Raw genomic sequence first — 17634 nt, 5'->3', positions numbered from 1 at the left:
ATCAAAAAAATAGGATAAAGGGAATCGTTAAATGAGAAAGAAATTAATTCAATAATAATGAATATGATTTATATGAAAAATAGGTACAACTCTATAGCCTAAAACAAGTTATCATAATGAATAGATTAACTGGATATGTATTTCTATTTTAAAAGATATATTCATTTCTTGGGATAAAAAAGTAAAAAAATTACCGGAGCATTTGATTCTTTAAATGTATTTTTACTTTTTTCGTTCAAAAAATTTTACTTTAAGGATAAAATATAGACAGGATTCAATGCTTTTGTCTTTCTCTTTTTGAAAAATGGTATAATATAGTGAGAAGGATAGAGGAGAAGTGTAAATTGATCGCACAACTAGATACAAAAACAGTCTATAGTTTTATGGAGAGTGTTATTTCAATAGACAAGTATGTGAGAGCAGCTAAAGAATATGGCTACACTCATTTGGCTATGATGGATATTGACAATCTTTATGGGGCTTTCGACTTTCTAGAGGTTACAAAAAAATACGGCATTCATCCTTTATTAGGGCTTGAAATGACTCTTTTAGTGGATGAGCAGGAAGTGAATTTGCGCTTTTTAGCTCTATCTAGTGTGGGCTATCAGCAGTTGATGAAACTTTCAACAGCCAAGATGCAGGGTGAGAAAACTTGGTCTGTCCTGTCCCAATACCTAGAGGATATCGCGGTTATTGTACCTTATTTCGATGGATTTGAGTCGTTGGAACTAGGCTGTGATTACTATATTGGGGTTTATCCAGAAACAGTAGCAAGTGAATTTCATCATCCAATCTTGCCCCTTTATCGGGTCAATGCTTTTGAAAGCAGGGATAGAGAAGTTCTACAAGTGTTAACAGCGATTAAAGAAAATCTACCACTCAGAGAAGTTCCCTTACGCTCACGACAAGATGTCCTTATATCAGCAAGTTCTTTAGAGAAACTATTCCAAGAACGTTTTCCGCAAGCCTTGGACAATTTAGAAAAACTTATTTCAGGTATTTATTATGATTTGGATACTAGTTTGAAACTGCCTCGCTTTAATCCAGCGAGACCAGCAGTAGAAGAGTTGAGAGAACGTGCTGAGCTGGGACTTGCTCAGAAGGGGTTGACTAGTAAAGAATATCAAGATCGTCTAGACCAAGAATTGGCTGTTATTCATGATATGGGCTTTGATGATTATTTCTTGGTTGTCTGGGATTTGCTGCGTTTCGGACGTTCGAATGGCTACTATATGGGAATGGGACGGGGTTCCGCGGTTGGTAGCTTGGTTTCCTATGCTTTAGACATTACAGGGATTGACCCGGTAGAGAAAAATCTGATTTTTGAACGCTTCCTCAATCGTGAACGCTATACCATGCCTGATATTGATATCGATATTCCTGATATTTATCGTCCAGATTTTATCAGGTATGTTGGCAATAAATATGGTAGTAAACATGCGGCTCAAATCGTTACTTTTTCAACCTTTGGAGCCAAGCAGGCTCTGCGTGATGTTTTGAAACGCTTTGGTGTGCCCGAGTATGAATTATCCGCAATTACTAAGAAAATCAGTTTTCGGGACAATCTCAAGTCAGCCTATGAGGGTAACCTCCAGTTTCGTCAGCAAATCAATAGTAAGTTGGAATACCAAAAAGCCTTTGAAATTGCTTGCAAGATAGAGGGATATCCAAGACAAACATCTGTCCATGCGGCTGGTGTTGTGATCAGTGACCAAGATTTGACCGACTACATTCCTCTAAAGCATGGTGATGAAATTCCACTGACTCAGTATGATGCCCATGGAGTTGAAGCTAGTGGACTTTTGAAAATGGACTTTCTGGGACTACGAAATTTGACCTTTGTCCAAAAAATGCAAGAGTTACTTGCTGAAACAGAAGGGATTCATCTGAAAATAGAAGAAATCGATTTGGAAGACAAAGAAACGCTGGCTTTATTTGCATCTGGTAATACAAAAGGTATCTTTCAATTTGAACAACCTGGCGCTATTCGCCTGCTTAAGCGTGTGCAGCCAGTCTGTTTTGAAGATGTCGTAGCGACTACTTCCCTAAATCGACCAGGTGCAAGTGACTATATCAATAATTTTGTGGCAAGAAAGCATGGTCAGGAAGAAGTGACTGTTCTGGATCAAGTACTGGAGGATATTTTGGCTCCAACCTACGGCATTATGCTCTATCAGGAGCAGGTTATGCAGGTTGCCCAGCGTTTTGCTGGATTTAGTCTTGGGAAAGCCGATATTTTGCGTCGTGCTATGGGGAAAAAGGATGCCTCTGCCATGCATGAGATGAGGGAATCCTTTATTCAAGGGGCATTAGAAGCTGGTCATACTGTGGAAAAAGCAGAGCAGGTCTTTGATGTTATGGAGAAGTTTGCTGGTTATGGTTTTAACAGGTCACACGCCTATGCTTACTCAGCCTTGGCCTTCCAGTTGGCCTATTTCAAAACGCATTATCCAGCTATCTTTTATCAGATCATGTTGAATTCTGCCAATAGTGATTACCTAACAGATGCATTAGAAGCAGGTTTTGAAGTAGCTCCTCTGTCCATCAACACTATTCCCTATCACGATAAAATTGCGAATAAGTCCATTTATCTAGGTCTGAAATCGATTAAGGGAGTCAGCAAAGATTTGGCGCTTTGGATAATTGAAAATAGACCCTATTCGAACATTGAAGATTTTGTAGCTAAATTACCTGATAATTATCTGAAACTTCCTTTGCTGGAACCTTTGGTAAAAGTTGGTCTTTTCGATTCATTTGAAAAAAATCGTCAAAAAGTATTCAATAATTTAGATAATCTATTTGAATTTGTGAAAGAGTTGGGAAGCTTGTTTGGTGATACAATTTATAGCTGGCAGGAATCGGAAGATTGGACTGAACAAGAAAAATTCTATATGGAACAAGAGCTTTTAGGGATAGGTGTCAGCAAACATCCCCTACAAACTATTGCAAGTAAAGCTATTTACCCGATTACCCCAATCGGAAATTTGTCAGAAAATAGCTACGCTATTATTTTGGTTGAAGTTCAGAAGATAAAAGTAATTCGTACCAAAAAGGGTGAAAATATGGCTTTCTTACAGGTGGATGATAGTAAGAAAAAATTGGATGTCACTCTCTTTTCAGACTTATATCGTCAGGTGGGGCAGGAAATAAAAGAGGGAGCCTTCTACTATATAAAAGGAAAAATCCAGTCACGTGATGGCCGTCTGCAAATGATTGCACAAGATTTGAAAGAAGCAGTGGCTGAACGATTTTGGATTCAGGTTAAAAATCATGAATATGATAAAGAAATTTCAAACATCTTAGACCAGTATAAAGGCCCAATCCCAGTCATCATAAGGTATGAAGAGGAACAGAAAACAATTGTTTCTTCCCAATATTTTGTGACTAAATCCAATGAATTAGAAGCGAAATTGGATAAAATTGCTATGAAAACGATTTATCACTAAAATTACGGAAAATAGAAGAATTTTCCATTTAAATGTGATATAATCAGTAGGAATGTTAAAAGAAAAAGGAGCATAAACTAAATGAAACGTATTGCTGTTTTGACTAGTGGTGGAGACGCCCCTGGTATGAACGCTGCCATCCGCGCAGTTGTTCGTCAAGCAATTTCAGAAGGAATGGAAGTTTTTGGTATCTATGATGGATATGCTGGAATGGTTGCTGGTGAAATTCATCCCCTAGATGCTGCTTCAGTAGGAGACATCATTTCTCGTGGTGGTACTTTCCTTCACTCAGCTCGTTACCCAGAGTTTGCTCAACTTGAAGGGCAACTTAAAGGGATTGAGCAATTGAAAAAACACGGGATTGAAGGCGTAGTTGTTATCGGTGGTGACGGATCTTACCACGGTGCTATGCGTTTGACTGAACATGGCTTCCCAGCTATCGGTCTTCCAGGTACAATCGATAACGATATCGTTGGTACTGACTTCACAATCGGCTTTGATACTGCGGTTACTACTGCTATGGACGCTATCGATAAGATTCGTGATACATCATCAAGTCACCGTCGTACTTTTGTTATCGAAGTTATGGGACGTAACGCAGGTGATATCGCTCTTTGGGCAGGTATCGCAACTGGTGCTGACGAAATTATCATCCCTGAAGAAGGCTTCAAGATGGAAGATATCGTAGCAAGTATCAAAGCTGGTTATGAGTGTGGTAAAAAACACAATATCATCGTCTTGGCTGAAGGTGTGATGTCAGCGGCTGAATTTGGTCAAAAACTGAAAGAAGCTGGAGATACAAGCGACCTTCGTGTGACAGAACTTGGACATATTCAACGTGGTGGTTCTCCAACTGCGCGTGACCGTGTTTTAGCATCACGTATGGGTGCTCATGCCGTTAAACTTCTTAAAGAAGGTATCGGTGGTGTTGCGGTTGGTATCCGTAATGAGAAAATGGTTGAAAACCCAATTCTTGGAACTGCAGAAGAAGGAGCATTGTTCAGCTTGACTGCAGATGGTAAGATTGTGGTTAACAACCCACACAAGGCTGATCTTGAACTATCTAGCTTGAATAAGAGCTTGTCATAATTTATAATTTAGTTAATAAGACCAAAAAGGTCATATATATAAAGGAGTCACAAAAATCATGAACAAACGTGTAAAAATCGTTGCAACTTTGGGACCTGCGGTAGAAATCCGTGGTGGTAAAAAATTCGGTGATGACGGATACTGGGGTGAAAAACTTGATGTTGAAGCTTCAGCTAAAAACATTGCTAAATTGATTGAAGCTGGTGCTAACACATTCCGTTTCAACTTCTCACACGGTGACCACCAAGAGCAAGGTGACCGTATGGCAACTGTTAAACTTGCTGAAAAACTTGCAGGTAAAAAAGTTGGTTTCCTTCTTGATACAAAAGGACCAGAAATCCGTACTGAATTGTTTGAAGGAGATGCAAAAGAGTACTCTTACACAACTGGTGAAAAAATCCGTGTTGCTACTAAGCAAGGAATCAAATCAACTCGTGATGTGATTGCATTGAACGTTGCTGGTGCTCTTGATATCTATGATGATGTTGAAGTTGGGCGTCAAGTTTTGGTTGACGATGGTAAACTTGGTCTTCGTGTGGTTGCTAAAGATGATGCGGCTCGTGAATTTGAAGTTGAAGTTGAAAACGATGGCGTAATTGCTAAACAAAAAGGTGTTAACATTCCTAACACTAAAATTCCTTTCCCAGCTCTTGCTGAACGTGATAACGATGACATCCGCTTTGGTCTTGAACAAGGTATCAACTTCATCGCGATTTCATTCGTACGTACTGCAAAAGACGTTAACGAAGTTCGTGCAATCTGTAAAGAAACTGGTAACGGACACGTTCAATTGTTCGCTAAAATCGAAAACCAACAAGGTATCGACAACTTGGATGAAATCATCGAAGCTGCTGATGGTATCATGATCGCTCGTGGTGACATGGGTATCGAAGTACCATTTGAAATGGTTCCAGTTTACCAAAAAATGATCATCAAGAAAGTCAATGCTGCAGGTAAAGTTGTTATCACTGCAACAAACATGCTTGAAACAATGACTGAAAAACCACGTGCAACTCGTTCAGAAGTATCAGACGTATTTAACGCTGTTATCGATGGAACTGACGCTACAATGCTTTCAGGTGAGTCTGCAAACGGTAAATACCCACTTGAGTCAGTAACTACAATGGCTACTATCGACAAGAATGCTCAAACTCTTCTTAACGAATACGGACGTTTGAACTCAGATTCATTCGAACGTAACTCTAAGACAGAAGTAATGGCTTCAGCTGTTAAAGATGCTACTAACTCAATGGACATTAAATTGGTTGTAACTCTTACTAAGACTGGACACACTGCACGTTTGATTTCTAAATACCGTCCAAATGCTGATATCTTGGCATTGACATTCGACGAATTGACAGAACGTGGCTTGATGTTGAACTGGGGTGTTATCCCAATGTTGACAGATGCTCCATCATCAACTGACGATATGTTCGAAATTGCTGAACGTAAAGCGGTAGAAGCAGGTCTTGTTGAATCAGGTGATGATATCGTTATCGTTGCTGGTGTACCAGTAGGAGAAGCTGTTCGTACAAATACAATGCGTATCCGTACAGTCCGCTAATCAAAATTGAAAAAGCCTATCATATCAAGCTTATAGCCTGTATGATGGGCTATTTTTTGTCTATGGGGCACAACTTTTTACTTGATATTTAATGAGACAGTATCAAGTGAATCAATAACTGCTTGTTTCATGACATTTGTAATGTGAGTATAGATTACAGTTGTTTTTTATGGCTTACACAAGATACGCTGTCTTGTAGAAGCGAACGTAAAACAGATATTAAGTTTAAATACAGAAAAAACAACCCCCTGATGATTCAAGGAGTTGTCTATAGCTAGATTAGTTTTTTGAAGCTGCTTGGAATTCAGGATTTTTCCATGCTTCATCAATGATAGCTTGCAATTCTTTTGCAGATGCTTGCATTTTTTGAGTTTCTGCGTCGTTCAATGGGATGTTTACTGGACGAACGATACCGTGGGCACCAACGATAGCAGGTTGACCGATAAAGACGTTCTCAACTCCATATTGACCTTCTTGGAATACTGAAAGTGGAAGAACAGCATTTTCATCATCAAGGATAGCTTTTGTAATACGAGCAAGGGCTACAGCGATACCGTAGTATGTAGCACCTTTCTTGTTAATGATTGAGTATGCAGCGTCGCGAACAGAAATGAAGAGTTCTACAAGGTCAGCTTCATCCAAGTCACGGTTAGCTTGCAACCATTGTTCCAATTTTACACCGGCAACGTTAGCATGTGACCAAACGGCAAACTCAGAGTCACCGTGTTCACCCATGATGTAGGCGTGAACTGAACGTGCATCTACACCAATTTTTTCAGCAAGTGCTTGACGGAAACGAGCTGAGTCAAGTGAAGTACCTGAACCGATAACGCGTTCTTTAGGGAATCCAGAGAATTTCCAAGTTGAATAAGTCAAGACATCTACTGGGTTAGCAGCAACAAGGAAGATACCATTGAAACCTGAAGCAACGACTTGTTCAACGATTGATTTGTTGATAGCAAGGTTTTTACCTACAAGGTCAAGACGAGTTTCACCTGGTTTTTGGGGAGCACCAGCAGTGATAACAACAAGGTCAGCGTCTGCACAGTCTTCGTACTTAGCAGCGTAGATTTTCTTTGGTGAAGTAAATGCAAGCGCGTGGCTAAGGTCTTCAGCATCACCAACTGCTTTTTCAAACAATTGAGGAATTTCAATAATACCAAGTTCTTGTGCGATTCCTTGAGTAACAAGAGCGAAAGCGTAAGATGAACCTACGGCACCATCACCAACAAGGATAACTTTTTTGTGTTGTTTAGTTAGTGTCATTTGTCTAAACATCTCCTTAATTTTATTTAGGGATTTTCCCAGATAAATTCATTCTATCACTTTTAAAAAGCTTTGTCACGAATATGCCTTGCAGATCTTGATGTAAACGTTTTAGTGGGGTAGAAGGCTGAAATATAGGATACAATATGGTATAATATAACTGATTACTAATTGTGAAACGAGGCATTTATTAATGCAGGATAAAAATTTAGTGAATGTCAATCTGACAAAGGAGATGAAAACGAGCTTTATCGATTACGCCATGAGTGTTATCGTGGCGCGGGCGCTTCCTGATGTTCGAGATGGCTTGAAACCTGTTCACCGTCGGATTCTCTATGGAATGAATGAATTAGGTGTTACCCCAGACAAACCTCATAAAAAATCTGCTCGTATTACAGGGGATGTCATGGGTAAATACCACCCACACGGGGATTTCTCTATCTATGAAGCTATGGTTCGTATGGCTCAATGGTGGAGCTACCGTTACATGCTTGTAGATGGGCATGGAAACTTTGGTTCTATGGATGGTGATGGTGCTGCTGCCCAGCGTTATACTGAGGCACGCATGAGCAAGATTGCTCTGGAAATGCTTCGAGATATCAATAAGAATACGGTTGATTTCGTTGATAACTATGATGCCAATGAACGTGAACCCTTGGTCTTGCCTGCACGTTTTCCAAATCTTTTGGTCAATGGAGCAACTGGTATTGCCGTTGGGATGGCTACCAACATTCCTCCTCACAATCTAGGTGAGACCATTGATGCGGTCAAGCTCGTCATGGACAATCCTGAAGTGACTACCAAGGACTTGATGGAAGTCTTGCCTGGTCCAGATTTTCCAACAGGTGCCCTTGTCATGGGGAAATCAGGCATTCATAAGGCTTATGAAACAGGTAAAGGTTCTATTGTCCTCCGTTCTCGTACAGAGATTGAAATGACCAAGACGGGACGTGAGCGCATTGTTGTAACGGAATTTCCTTATATGGTCAATAAAACCAAGGTGCATGAGCATATTGTTCGCTTAGTTCAGGAAAAACGCATTGAGGGGATTACAGCAGTACGTGATGAGTCCAACCGTGAAGGTGTTCGATTCGTTATTGAAGTTAAACGAGATGCTTCAGCAAATGTTATCCTTAACAACCTCTTCAAGATGACCCAGATGCAAACCAATTTTGGTTTTAATATGTTGGCGATTCAAAATGGGGTTCCGAAGATTTTATCTCTTCGTCAGATTTTGGATGCTTATATTGAACACCAAAAAGAAGTGGTTATTCGTCGGACACGTTTTGATAAGGAAAAAGCGGAAGCGCGTGCGCATATCTTAGAAGGTCTCTTAATCGCACTCGACCATATCGACGAAGTGATTCGTATCATCCGTGCTAGTGAAACTGATGCGGAAGCGCAAGCCGAGTTGATGAGTAAGTTTAAGCTTTCTGAACGTCAAAGTCAGGCTATCCTAGACATGCGTCTTCGTCGTTTGACAGGTTTGGAACGCGATAAGATTCAGTCTGAGTATGATGATCTCTTGGCTTTGATTGCAGATTTGGCGGATATTCTTGCTAAGCCAGAGCGTGTTTCTCAAATCATCAAGGATGAATTGGACGAAGTTAAGCGTAAGTTTGGCGACCAACGTCGTACGGAATTGATGGTCGGTGAAGTCTTGAGTCTTGAAGATGAGGACTTGATTGAAGAATCGGATGTCTTGATTACACTGTCAAACAAAGGCTACATCAAACGTCTGGACCAAGCTGAATTTACCGCTCAAAAACGCGGGGGTCGTGGTGTTCAAGGAACTGGCGTTAAGGATGATGATTTTGTCCGAGAGTTAGTGTCAACTAGCACCCATGATCACCTACTCTTCTTTACAAATAAAGGCCGTGTCTATCGCCTGAAAGGATATGAAATTCCTGAATATGGTCGTACTGCCAAGGGATTGCCGATTGTCAATCTTTTGAAATTGGATGAAGGCGAAAGTATTCAGACTATCATCAATGTTGAATCTGAACGTAGTGATGATGCTTATCTCTTCTTCACAACCCGTCATGGTATTGTGAAGAGAACCAGCGTCAAGGAATTTGCTAACATTCGTCAAAATGGACTTAAAGCACTGAACCTCAAGGATGAAGATGAGTTGATTAATGTTTTGTTGACGGAAGAAGATACGGATATTATCATTGGAACCAAGTTTGGTTATGCAGTTCGCTTTAATCAATCAGCCGTTCGCGGCATGAGTCGTATCGCCACTGGTGTGAAAGGTGTTAATCTCCGTGAGGAAGACACAGTAGTTGGTGCTAGCGTAATTACTGATCAAGATGAGGTTCTTATCATCACAGAAAAAGGATTTGGTAAGCGTACCGTCGCTACTGAATACCCAACAAAAGGTCGTGGTGGTAAAGGAATGAAGACGGCCAATGTTGCTGAGAAAAATGGTCCTCTATCAGGTCTATTGACAGTTAAAGGTGATGAAGATTTGATGATTATCACTGATACAGGTGTCATGATTCGAACCAATGTTGCCAATATTTCACAAACAGGTCGCTCAACTATGGGAGTTAAAGTGATGCGCCTGGATCAAGATGCCAAAATTGTAACCTTTACAACGGTTGCAGCGGCAGAAAAAGAAGAAGTTGGGACAGAAAACGAAACAGAAGGTGAAGCATAATGTCTCATAAAAAGAACAAAAAGAAAACAAGTCGTAAGAATTTACTAATCAATATTTTGGCAGGATTCTTAATCATTTTGTCAGTAGCTTTGATTTTCAATTCAAAAATTCGTGATATTTTCATAGTTTGGAATACCAATAAGTACCAAGTTAGCCAGGTATCAAAAGAAAAAATAGAAGAAAATCAGGATACAGAAGGAAATTTTGATTTTGATTCTGTCAAAGCTATCTCTTCTGAAGCGGTTCTAGCTTCTCAATGGGATGCTCAAAAACTACCAGTTATCGGCGGAATTGCTATTCCTGAATTAGAAATGAATCTTCCGATTTTTAAAGGATTGAATAACGTAAATCTATATTATGGTGCTGGTACTATGAAGCGTGATCAAGTGATGGGAGAAGGAAATTATAGTCTAGCTAGTCATCATATTTTTGGTGTTAATAATGCTAATAAAATGTTATTCTCTCCTTTGGATAACGCTAAAAATGGTATGAAAATTTATCTAACTGATAAAAATAAAGTTTATACCTATGAAATCCGTGAAGTCAAACGTGTGACACCGGATCGTGTTGATGAGGTTGATGACAGAGAAGGGGTCAATGAGATTACATTGGTAACCTGTGAAGACCTTGCCGCTACAGAACGTATTATTGTAAAAGGTGATTTGAAAGAAACAAAAGATTATTCACAAACGTCTGATGAAATTCTAACAGCTTTCAATCAACCATATAAACAATTTAGTTAAGATAAGTCAGTGAAAAGATAATATCTGGAGAGGATAATCCATGTCTTCTCCATTTTATATTTAGAGCTATGAAAATTTGTTTATTGCAGTTGTTATAGTATATTGAAATAGAATCTGAACAAATTGATTAAGGAATTTAAAGCAATTTCTATAAATATTTTAGAAGAGATATTGTGCGATTCTAGATTCGATATAATATAATATTCTGAAAATCAAAAATATTAAGTTTAATGATGTTACTAGTAATCTTACTTGGGTTTTGGAATACTCTCATTGAGGGATGGTGATGATTTTAGCTTTATCCTTAAGAAATGTTTTAAAGATAGATTGAAACAAAGGTGGAGGTTGTTGACTCTTTTTATACCATAACTAATAATACAAAGTGTGTAATCTTAAAGTAGATATAAATAGTTAAATTTTAAAAAAATTATTATTTCTTTACTTTTTATGTTATAATAACAAATATAAAGAGTTAGGGGATGTTTATGAGTTCTTCAGAGTTTATTTCGAAGATAGATTATTATTGTCATAAGAAAGAAAGTCTTTTCAATCAAAGTAAGTTCAAGTATGCGATTCGTTCCATGTTTGCAGGTGCTTTTTTAACCTTTAGTACAGCAGCTGGAGCTATTGGTGCGGATTTATTAAACAGTATTATTCCAAGTAGTGGGTATTTTCTTTTCCCATTTGTTTTTGCTTGGGGACTTGTTTATATCGTTTTTCTAAATGCTGAGTTAGTTACATCCAACATGATGTACCTAACAGCAGGCGCATTTTTAAAAAAGATGGATTGGAAAAAGGCAGTAATCATTTTACTATACTGTACTCTATTTAATCTAATTGGTGCCTTGGTAGCTGGATGGGCCTTTGCCAACTCGTCAGCCTTTTCCCATCTGACCCATGATAGTTTCCTTCCTAAGCTTGTAGCCAAGAAATTGGCGCGTCCAAGTGATTTAGTCCTGATTGAGGGAATTCTTGCCAATGTATTTGTAAATATTGCCATTCTTTCATCTATACTAGTTAAAGATGGTGCCGCCAAACTATGGATTATTTTATCAGCTATTTCCATGTTTGTCTTCCTGTCCAATGAGCATATCGCTGCCAATTTTGCTTCCTTTAGTATTATGAAATTCAGCATGATTGCTGATCAAGTACCTCATTTTGATTTGGTAAATATACTTAGACATTGGGGAGTAACCTTCATTGCTAACTTTATAGGTGGAGGACTTCTGATTGGTTTACCATATGCCTTTCTAAATAAGAATGAAGATACATATGTTGATTAAGAAGAGTTAGTGTATCAGGGAGAATCAGAACAATTCTCTCTTTTTCTTTTACAAAATAGGCTTGCAGAGAAAATCGTTTTTAAATTGTAACAATAAAATATATTAAATAGGATAAAAGTTATTCCACTCAATCTCTAGATTCTGATAATTAAAAATTCTAAAAGTTTGTTATTAAAGTAATGTAAACGATTTCTCAAATTTTAAAATTTAGAAAAAATACAATTAGGAAAGGCTTTTCATTATATCTATTTTATGTTATAATTATCACAAATAAAAGTTTTAGGAGTTTATTATGATTTCTTCAGAATTTATCTCAAAGATTGAATTTGCTTGCAAGAAGAAAGAAAGTCTTTTCAATCAAAGTAAGTTCAAGTATGCGATTCGTTCTATGTTTGCAGGTGCATTTTTAACCTTCAGTACAGCTGCTGGTGCAGTTGGGGCTGACTTGATTAATAAAATTGCACCAGGTAGTGGACGCTTCCTCTTCCCATTTGTCTTTGCTTGGGGCTTGGCCTACATTGTTTTCTTGAATGCCGAGTTGGTAACATCAAACATGATGTTCTTGACTGCTGGTAGTTTCTTGAAAAAAATCTCTTGGAGAAAAACGGCTGAGATTTTACTTTACTGTACCTTGTTCAACCTTATCGGGGCTTTGATAGCAGGTTGGGGCTTTGCTCATTCGGCAGCCTATGCACATCTGACTCACGATAGTTTCATTTCAGGGGTTGTTGAGATGAAGTTAGGCCGTTCAAATGAATTAGTCTTGCTTGAGGCTATTTTGGCAAATATTTTCGTAAATATTGCGATTCTTTCATTTGTTTTGGTCAAAGATGGTAGTGCCAAACTATGGCTTGTGTTGTCAGCAATTTACATGTTTGTATTCTTAACAAACGAGCACATTGCGGCGAACTTTGCTTCTTTCGCGATTGTGAAATTCAGTGTTGCTGCTGATTCAATTGCTAACTTCGGTGTTGGAAATATGCTTCGTCATTGGGGAGTAACCTTTATCGGAAACTTTATCGGAGGAGGTCTCTTGATGGGTCTTCCATATGCCTTCCTCAATAAAAACGAAGATACTTATGTAGATTAAGGAAATGAGCACGATTGAATCGTGCTTTTTCGTTTTGTAAGAAGCAATAGCTACTCCTTATATCAAAATATAGAAAAGAGGTATTAGTCAAGATAGGTCGATAGTGCTACAATATCCTTAATGAAACTATATGGAGGTCGCCTTATGACTCGTGATTTTAAATTTGAAACTTTGCAACTACATGCTGGTCAAGTTGTGGATCCAGCTACCAAGTCTCGTGCAGTGCCAATTTATCAGACAACATCCTTCGTTTTTGACGATACGCAGGAAGGTGCTGATCTGTTTGCCTTGAGAAAACCAGGCAATATCTATACTCGTATTACAAATCCTACAACGGCTGCCTTTGAAGAAAGAATCGCTGCTCTTGAAGGTGGTGTCGGAGCGCTAGCAACAGCCTCAGGTATGGCAGCAGTGACTTATACGATTTTGGCTCTTGCTCATGCAGGTGACCATGTTGTAGCAGCATCAACTATTTACGGTGGGACTTTCAATCTCTTGAAAGAAACCCTTCCTCGTTATGGGATCACAACAACCTTTGTCGATGTTGATAATTTGGAGGAAGTAGAAGCAGCTATCAATGACAATACCAAGCTTGTCTTGATTGAAACCTTGGGGAATCCCCTGATTAACATTCCTGACTTGGAAAAATTGGCTGAGATTGCGCATAAACACCAGATTCCACTTGTTTCTGACAATACTTTTGCTACACCATACTTGATTAACGTCTTCTCTCACGGTGTAGATATTGCTATTCACTCTGCGACTAAGTTTATCGGTGGGCATGGTACGACTATTGGTGGAGTGATTGTCGATAGCGGTCGTTTTGACTGGGCGGCTTCAGGAAAATTCCCTCAATTTGTTGAGGAAGACCCAAGCTACCACAATTTGAGCTATACTCGCGATGTCGGGGCAGCAGCCTTTATTATCGCTGTCCGTGTTCAATTGCTTCGTGATACAGGTGCAGCCTTGTCGCCATTTAATGCCTTCCTCTTGCTTCAAGGACTGGAAACCCTTTCACTTCGTGTGGAACGTCATGTACAAAATGCAGAGAAAATTGTTGAATTCCTTGTAAATCATCCTAAGGTAGAAAAAGTTAACTATCCAAAATTGGCTGATAGTCCTTATCATGCCTTGGCTGAGAAATATTTACCAAAAGGTGTGGGATCAATCTTTACCTTCCATGTCAAAGGTGGGGAGGCAGAAGCACGCAAGGTAATTGATAATTTAGAAATCTTCTCTGACCTTGCAAACGTGGCAGACGCTAAGTCTCTGGTTGTTCATCCAGCTACAACCACTCACGGTCAATTGTCAGAAAAAGACCTAGAAGCAGCAGGTGTCACACCAAACCAAATCCGTTTGTCAATCGGTCTTGAAAATGTAGAGGATTTGATTGAAGACTTGCGCTTGGCCTTGGAAAAAATTTAAAGTAAAAGATATAAACAGTGGGTTTTGACTCACTGTTTTTGATTTTCCCTCAGGCATGATATAATGGTTAAAGAAGTCTAGAAAGAGGAACGATATGAACGAAATCAAATGCCCCAATTGTGGGGAAGTCTTTACAGTAAATGAAAGCCAGTATGCCGAACTTTTGTCCCAAGTGAGAACGGCAGAGTTTGACAAGGAATTACACGACCGCATGAAGCAGGAACTGGCCTTGGCTGAGCAAAAGGCTATGAATGAGCAACAGTCTAAACTAGCTCAAAAAGACCAAGAAATCGCGCAATTGCAGAGTCAAATCCAAAACTTTGATACAGAGAAGGAATTGGCCAAGAAAGAAGTTGAACAGACAAGCCATCAGGCTCTCTTGGCCAAGGACAAGGAAGTGCAGGCCTTGGAAAACCAATTGGCGACCTTGCGTTTGGAACATGAAAATCAACTGCAAAAGACCCTTTCTGACCTTGAAAAAGAACGAGATCAGGTCAAAAATCAACTCCTCTTGCAAGAAAAAGAAAATGAATTATCTTTAGCTTCTGTTAAGCAAAACTATGAAGCCCAACTTAAAGCAGCCAGTGAACAAGTCGAATTTTACAAGAACTTTAAGGCTCAACAATCTACAAAAGCGATTGGGGAAAGTCTGGAACAGTATGCAGAGAGTGAGTTTAACAAGGTCCGTAGTTTTGCCTTTCCAAATGCTTACTTTGAGAAGGATAACAAGGTCTCTGCGCGTGGATCTAAGGGGGACTTTATCTTCCGTGAGAATGATGAAAATGGAGTAGAAATCATTTCTATCATGTTTGAGATGAAAAACGAAGCGGACGGGACAGAGAAGAAGCATAAGAACGCGGATTTTTACAAGGAATTGGACAAGGACCGTCGTGAAAAGAACTGTGAGTATGCGGTTTTAGTGACCATGCTTGAGGCTGATAACGACTATTTTAACACAGGGATTGTTGACATCAGCCACGAGTATGAAAAGATGTATGTGGTTCGCCCTCAGTTCTTTATCCAGTTGATCGGGCTCTTGCGTAATGCCGCGCTTAATTCTCTAAAATATAAGCAGGAGTTGGCCTTGGTTCGGGAGCAAAATATTGATATCACTCATTTTGAAGAAGATTTGGATGCCTTTAAACAGGCCTTTGCTAAGAATTATAATTCAGCTTCGACCAACTTTGGTAAAGCTATTGATGAAATTGACAAGGCTATCAAACGGATGGAAGAGGTCAAAAAGTTCCTAACCACATCCGAAAACCAACTTCGCCTTGCAAATAATAAACTAGAAGATGTTTCAGTTAAAAAATTGACCCGAAAAAATCCAACCATGAAAGCAAAATTTGAAGCATTGAAGGGGGAGTAGAAAGCAAGAATGAACGGTATTATTAACTTAAAAAAAGAAGCGGGAATGACCTCGCATGATGCGGTTTTTAAACTGCGTAAGATTTTGGGAACCAAGAAAATTGGACATGGTGGGACCTTGGATCCGGTTGTAGTGGGTGTTTTGCCCATTGCGGTTGGCAAGGCGACCCGTATGGTAGAGTTTATGCAGGATGAGGGCAAGGTCTATGAGGGGGAGATTACTCTCGGCTATTCAACAACGACTGAGGATGCCAGTGGAGAAGTGGTCGCAGAGACCCCTGTTTTGTCGCCCTTGGATGAAAGGCTTGTCGATGAAGCGATTGCTAGCTTGACTGGGCTTATCAAACAGATTCCGCCTATGTATTCGGCTGTTAAGGTCAATGGTCGCAAGCTCTATGAGTATGCGCGTGCTGGTCAGGAAGTGGAGCGTCCAGAACGTCAGGTGACCATTTATCAATTTGATCGAACAAGTCCGATTTCTTATGATAGCCATCTTGCACGCTTCACTTTTCGTGTGAAATGTAGCAAAGGAACTTATATTCGTACCTTGTCAGTTGACTTGGGAGAGAAACTTGGTTATGCAGCTCATATGTCACATCTGACTCGTACTAGTGCAGCCGGTTTACAGCTAGAGGATGCTCTTACATTGGAAGAAATTGCTTCAAAAGTGGAGGATGGTCAACTTGACTTTCTCCATCCTCTAGAGATTGGGACGGGGGATCTTGTCAAAGTTTTCCTAAGTCCAGAAGAGGCTACAGAAGTGCGCTTTGGTCGTTTTATAGAGCTAGACAAAACAGACAAAGAACTGGCTGCTTTTGAAGGCGATAAATTGTTAGCAATTTTAGAAAAACGGGACAATCTCTATAAGCCAAGAAAGGTTTTTAGCTAGTCTAACTGGGTGTAGGGATTGGAAATGTTTTCCTTAGACTATCCAAATCAGACTATAAATTTCCCAAAAATTGTGATAGAATAGACGAGGATAAAAAAACGGAGGATAGCATGCAAAATAGACCAATCATTATCGGAGTGACAGGTGGTTCTGGTGGAGGAAAAACCAGTGTTTCAAGAGCCATTTTATCGCATTTCCCTGATGAAAAGATTTCCATGATTGAGCATGATTCATACTACAAGGATCAGTCTCATTTGACTTTTGAAGAGCGTGTCAAAACCAACTACGACCATCCTTTTGCCTTTGATACAGACTTAATGATTGAGCAAATTAAGGAATTGTTGGCAGGGCGCCCGGTGGATATTCCGACTTATGACTATACAGAGCATACACGAAGCAGCAAGACCTATCGTCAGGAACCTCAAGATGTCTTTATCGTTGAGGGGATTTTGGTCTTAGAGGACAAGCGCCTGCGCGATTTGATGGATATCAAGATTTTTGTGGATACGGATGATGATGTGCGCATTATTCGTCGTATCAAGCGTGATATGGAGGAGCGTGGCCGTAGCCTTGATAGCGTTATTGACCAGTACTTAGGTGTAGTTAAACCTATGTATCACCAGTTTATCGAGCCAACCAAGCGTTATGCTGATATCGTCATTCCTGAGGGAGTCAGCAATACAGTTGCTATTGACCTTTTGACGACCAAGATTGCAAAGATTTTGGAAGAAGCTCGAAACAGCAAATAATCAGATGAGGAGGTCTTGCCTCCTTTTTCTATTTTTCCCTCATAATGGTACATAAATGGA

General features: G+C 39.5%; 12 protein-coding genes. 11 read left to right on the top strand and 1 reads right to left on the bottom strand.

The window, feature by feature from the left end:
- Positions 1–344: 344 nt before the first annotated feature.
- The 3 genes from dnaE (at position 345) to AXK38_06160 (ending at position 6099) form a co-directional block, all read left to right on the top strand.
- The gene (dnaE, locus tag AXK38_06170) at positions 345–3446 is read left to right on the top strand and encodes a DNA polymerase III subunit alpha (protein AMH88852.1); all 3102 of its coding nucleotides are present in this window, start codon (positions 345–347) and stop codon (positions 3444–3446) included.
- Between the two features lie 81 nt (positions 3447–3527).
- Positions 3528–4535, top strand: coding sequence for an ATP-dependent 6-phosphofructokinase (locus tag AXK38_06165; protein AMH88851.1), 1008 nt, complete (start codon positions 3528–3530; stop codon positions 4533–4535).
- Positions 4536–4593: 58 nt separating this feature from the next.
- Positions 4594–6099: a pyruvate kinase gene (locus AXK38_06160; GenBank protein ID AMH88850.1), complete on the top strand. Its 1506-nt coding sequence runs from the start codon at positions 4594–4596 to the stop codon at positions 6097–6099.
- Positions 6100–6378: 279 nt separating this feature from the next.
- Here the strand turns inward: AXK38_06160 and AXK38_06155 are convergent, their stop codons facing one another.
- A complete protein-coding gene (locus tag AXK38_06155; GenBank protein AMH88849.1) occupies positions 6379–7365 on the bottom strand; it encodes an L-lactate dehydrogenase in 987 nt (328 codons plus the stop codon).
- A 193-nt stretch (positions 7366–7558) separates the two neighbouring features.
- Between AXK38_06155 and AXK38_06150 the strand changes: the two genes are divergently transcribed.
- From AXK38_06150 to AXK38_06115, 8 genes are all read left to right on the top strand, one after another.
- Entirely contained in the window at positions 7559–10027 is a 2469-nt protein-coding gene (locus AXK38_06150) for a DNA gyrase subunit A (protein AMH88848.1), read from the top strand.
- A complete protein-coding gene (locus AXK38_06145; protein AMH88847.1) occupies positions 10027–10770 on the top strand; it encodes a sortase in 744 nt (247 codons plus the stop codon). The genes AXK38_06150 and AXK38_06145 overlap by 1 nt, the downstream gene beginning before the upstream one ends.
- 485 nt (positions 10771–11255) lie before the next feature.
- Positions 11256–12053 carry a formate-nitrite transporter gene (locus tag AXK38_06140; GenBank protein ID AMH88846.1) on the top strand — a complete coding sequence of 266 codons (798 nt, stop codon included), beginning with the start codon at positions 11256–11258 and terminating at the stop codon, positions 12051–12053.
- Between the two features lie 292 nt (positions 12054–12345).
- Positions 12346–13143, top strand: a complete 798-nt coding sequence (locus tag AXK38_06135; GenBank protein AMH88845.1) for a formate-nitrite transporter — start codon at positions 12346–12348, stop codon at positions 13141–13143.
- Between the two features lie 144 nt (positions 13144–13287).
- Entirely contained in the window at positions 13288–14568 is a 1281-nt protein-coding gene (locus AXK38_06130; GenBank protein ID AMH88844.1) for an O-acetylhomoserine aminocarboxypropyltransferase, read from the top strand.
- A gap of 94 nt (positions 14569–14662) precedes the next feature.
- A complete protein-coding gene (locus tag AXK38_06125; GenBank protein ID AMH88843.1) occupies positions 14663–15937 on the top strand; it encodes a serine/threonine-protein kinase MRCK beta in 1275 nt (424 codons plus the stop codon).
- 9 nt (positions 15938–15946) lie between these two features.
- Positions 15947–16825: a tRNA pseudouridine synthase B gene (truB, locus tag AXK38_06120; GenBank protein ID AMH88842.1), complete on the top strand. Its 879-nt coding sequence runs from the start codon at positions 15947–15949 to the stop codon at positions 16823–16825.
- Positions 16826–16935: 110 nt separating this feature from the next.
- A complete protein-coding gene (locus AXK38_06115; protein AMH88841.1) occupies positions 16936–17574 on the top strand; it encodes a uridine kinase in 639 nt (212 codons plus the stop codon).
- Positions 17575–17634: the final 60 nt, after the last annotated feature.

This window comes from Streptococcus mitis (assembly GCA_001560895.1).
Lineage (GTDB): Bacteria > Bacillota > Bacilli > Lactobacillales > Streptococcaceae > Streptococcus > Streptococcus mitis_Q.
This window is presented reverse-complemented; position numbering and strand designations above follow the sequence as displayed.

Excerpts from the sequence above, each read along its gene's own strand:
- AXK38_06165 (AMH88851.1), top strand. The coding sequence starts at position 3,528 with ATGAAACGTATTGCTGTTTTGACTAGTGGTGGAGACGCCCCTGGTATG.
- AXK38_06160 (AMH88850.1), top strand. The coding sequence starts at position 4,594 with ATGAACAAACGTGTAAAAATCGTTGCAACTTTGGGACCTGCGGTAGAA.
- AXK38_06155 (AMH88849.1), bottom strand. The coding sequence starts at position 7,365 with ATGACACTAACTAAACAACACAAAAAAGTTATCCTTGTTGGTGATGGT.
- AXK38_06150 (AMH88848.1), top strand. The coding sequence starts at position 7,559 with ATGCAGGATAAAAATTTAGTGAATGTCAATCTGACAAAGGAGATGAAA.
- AXK38_06145 (AMH88847.1), top strand. The coding sequence starts at position 10,027 with ATGTCTCATAAAAAGAACAAAAAGAAAACAAGTCGTAAGAATTTACTA.
- AXK38_06140 (AMH88846.1), top strand. The coding sequence starts at position 11,256 with ATGAGTTCTTCAGAGTTTATTTCGAAGATAGATTATTATTGTCATAAG.
- AXK38_06135 (AMH88845.1), top strand. The coding sequence starts at position 12,346 with ATGATTTCTTCAGAATTTATCTCAAAGATTGAATTTGCTTGCAAGAAG.
- AXK38_06130 (AMH88844.1), top strand. The coding sequence starts at position 13,288 with ATGACTCGTGATTTTAAATTTGAAACTTTGCAACTACATGCTGGTCAA.
- AXK38_06125 (AMH88843.1), top strand. The coding sequence starts at position 14,663 with ATGAACGAAATCAAATGCCCCAATTGTGGGGAAGTCTTTACAGTAAAT.
- truB (AMH88842.1), top strand. The coding sequence starts at position 15,947 with ATGAACGGTATTATTAACTTAAAAAAAGAAGCGGGAATGACCTCGCAT.
- AXK38_06115 (AMH88841.1), top strand. The coding sequence starts at position 16,936 with ATGCAAAATAGACCAATCATTATCGGAGTGACAGGTGGTTCTGGTGGA.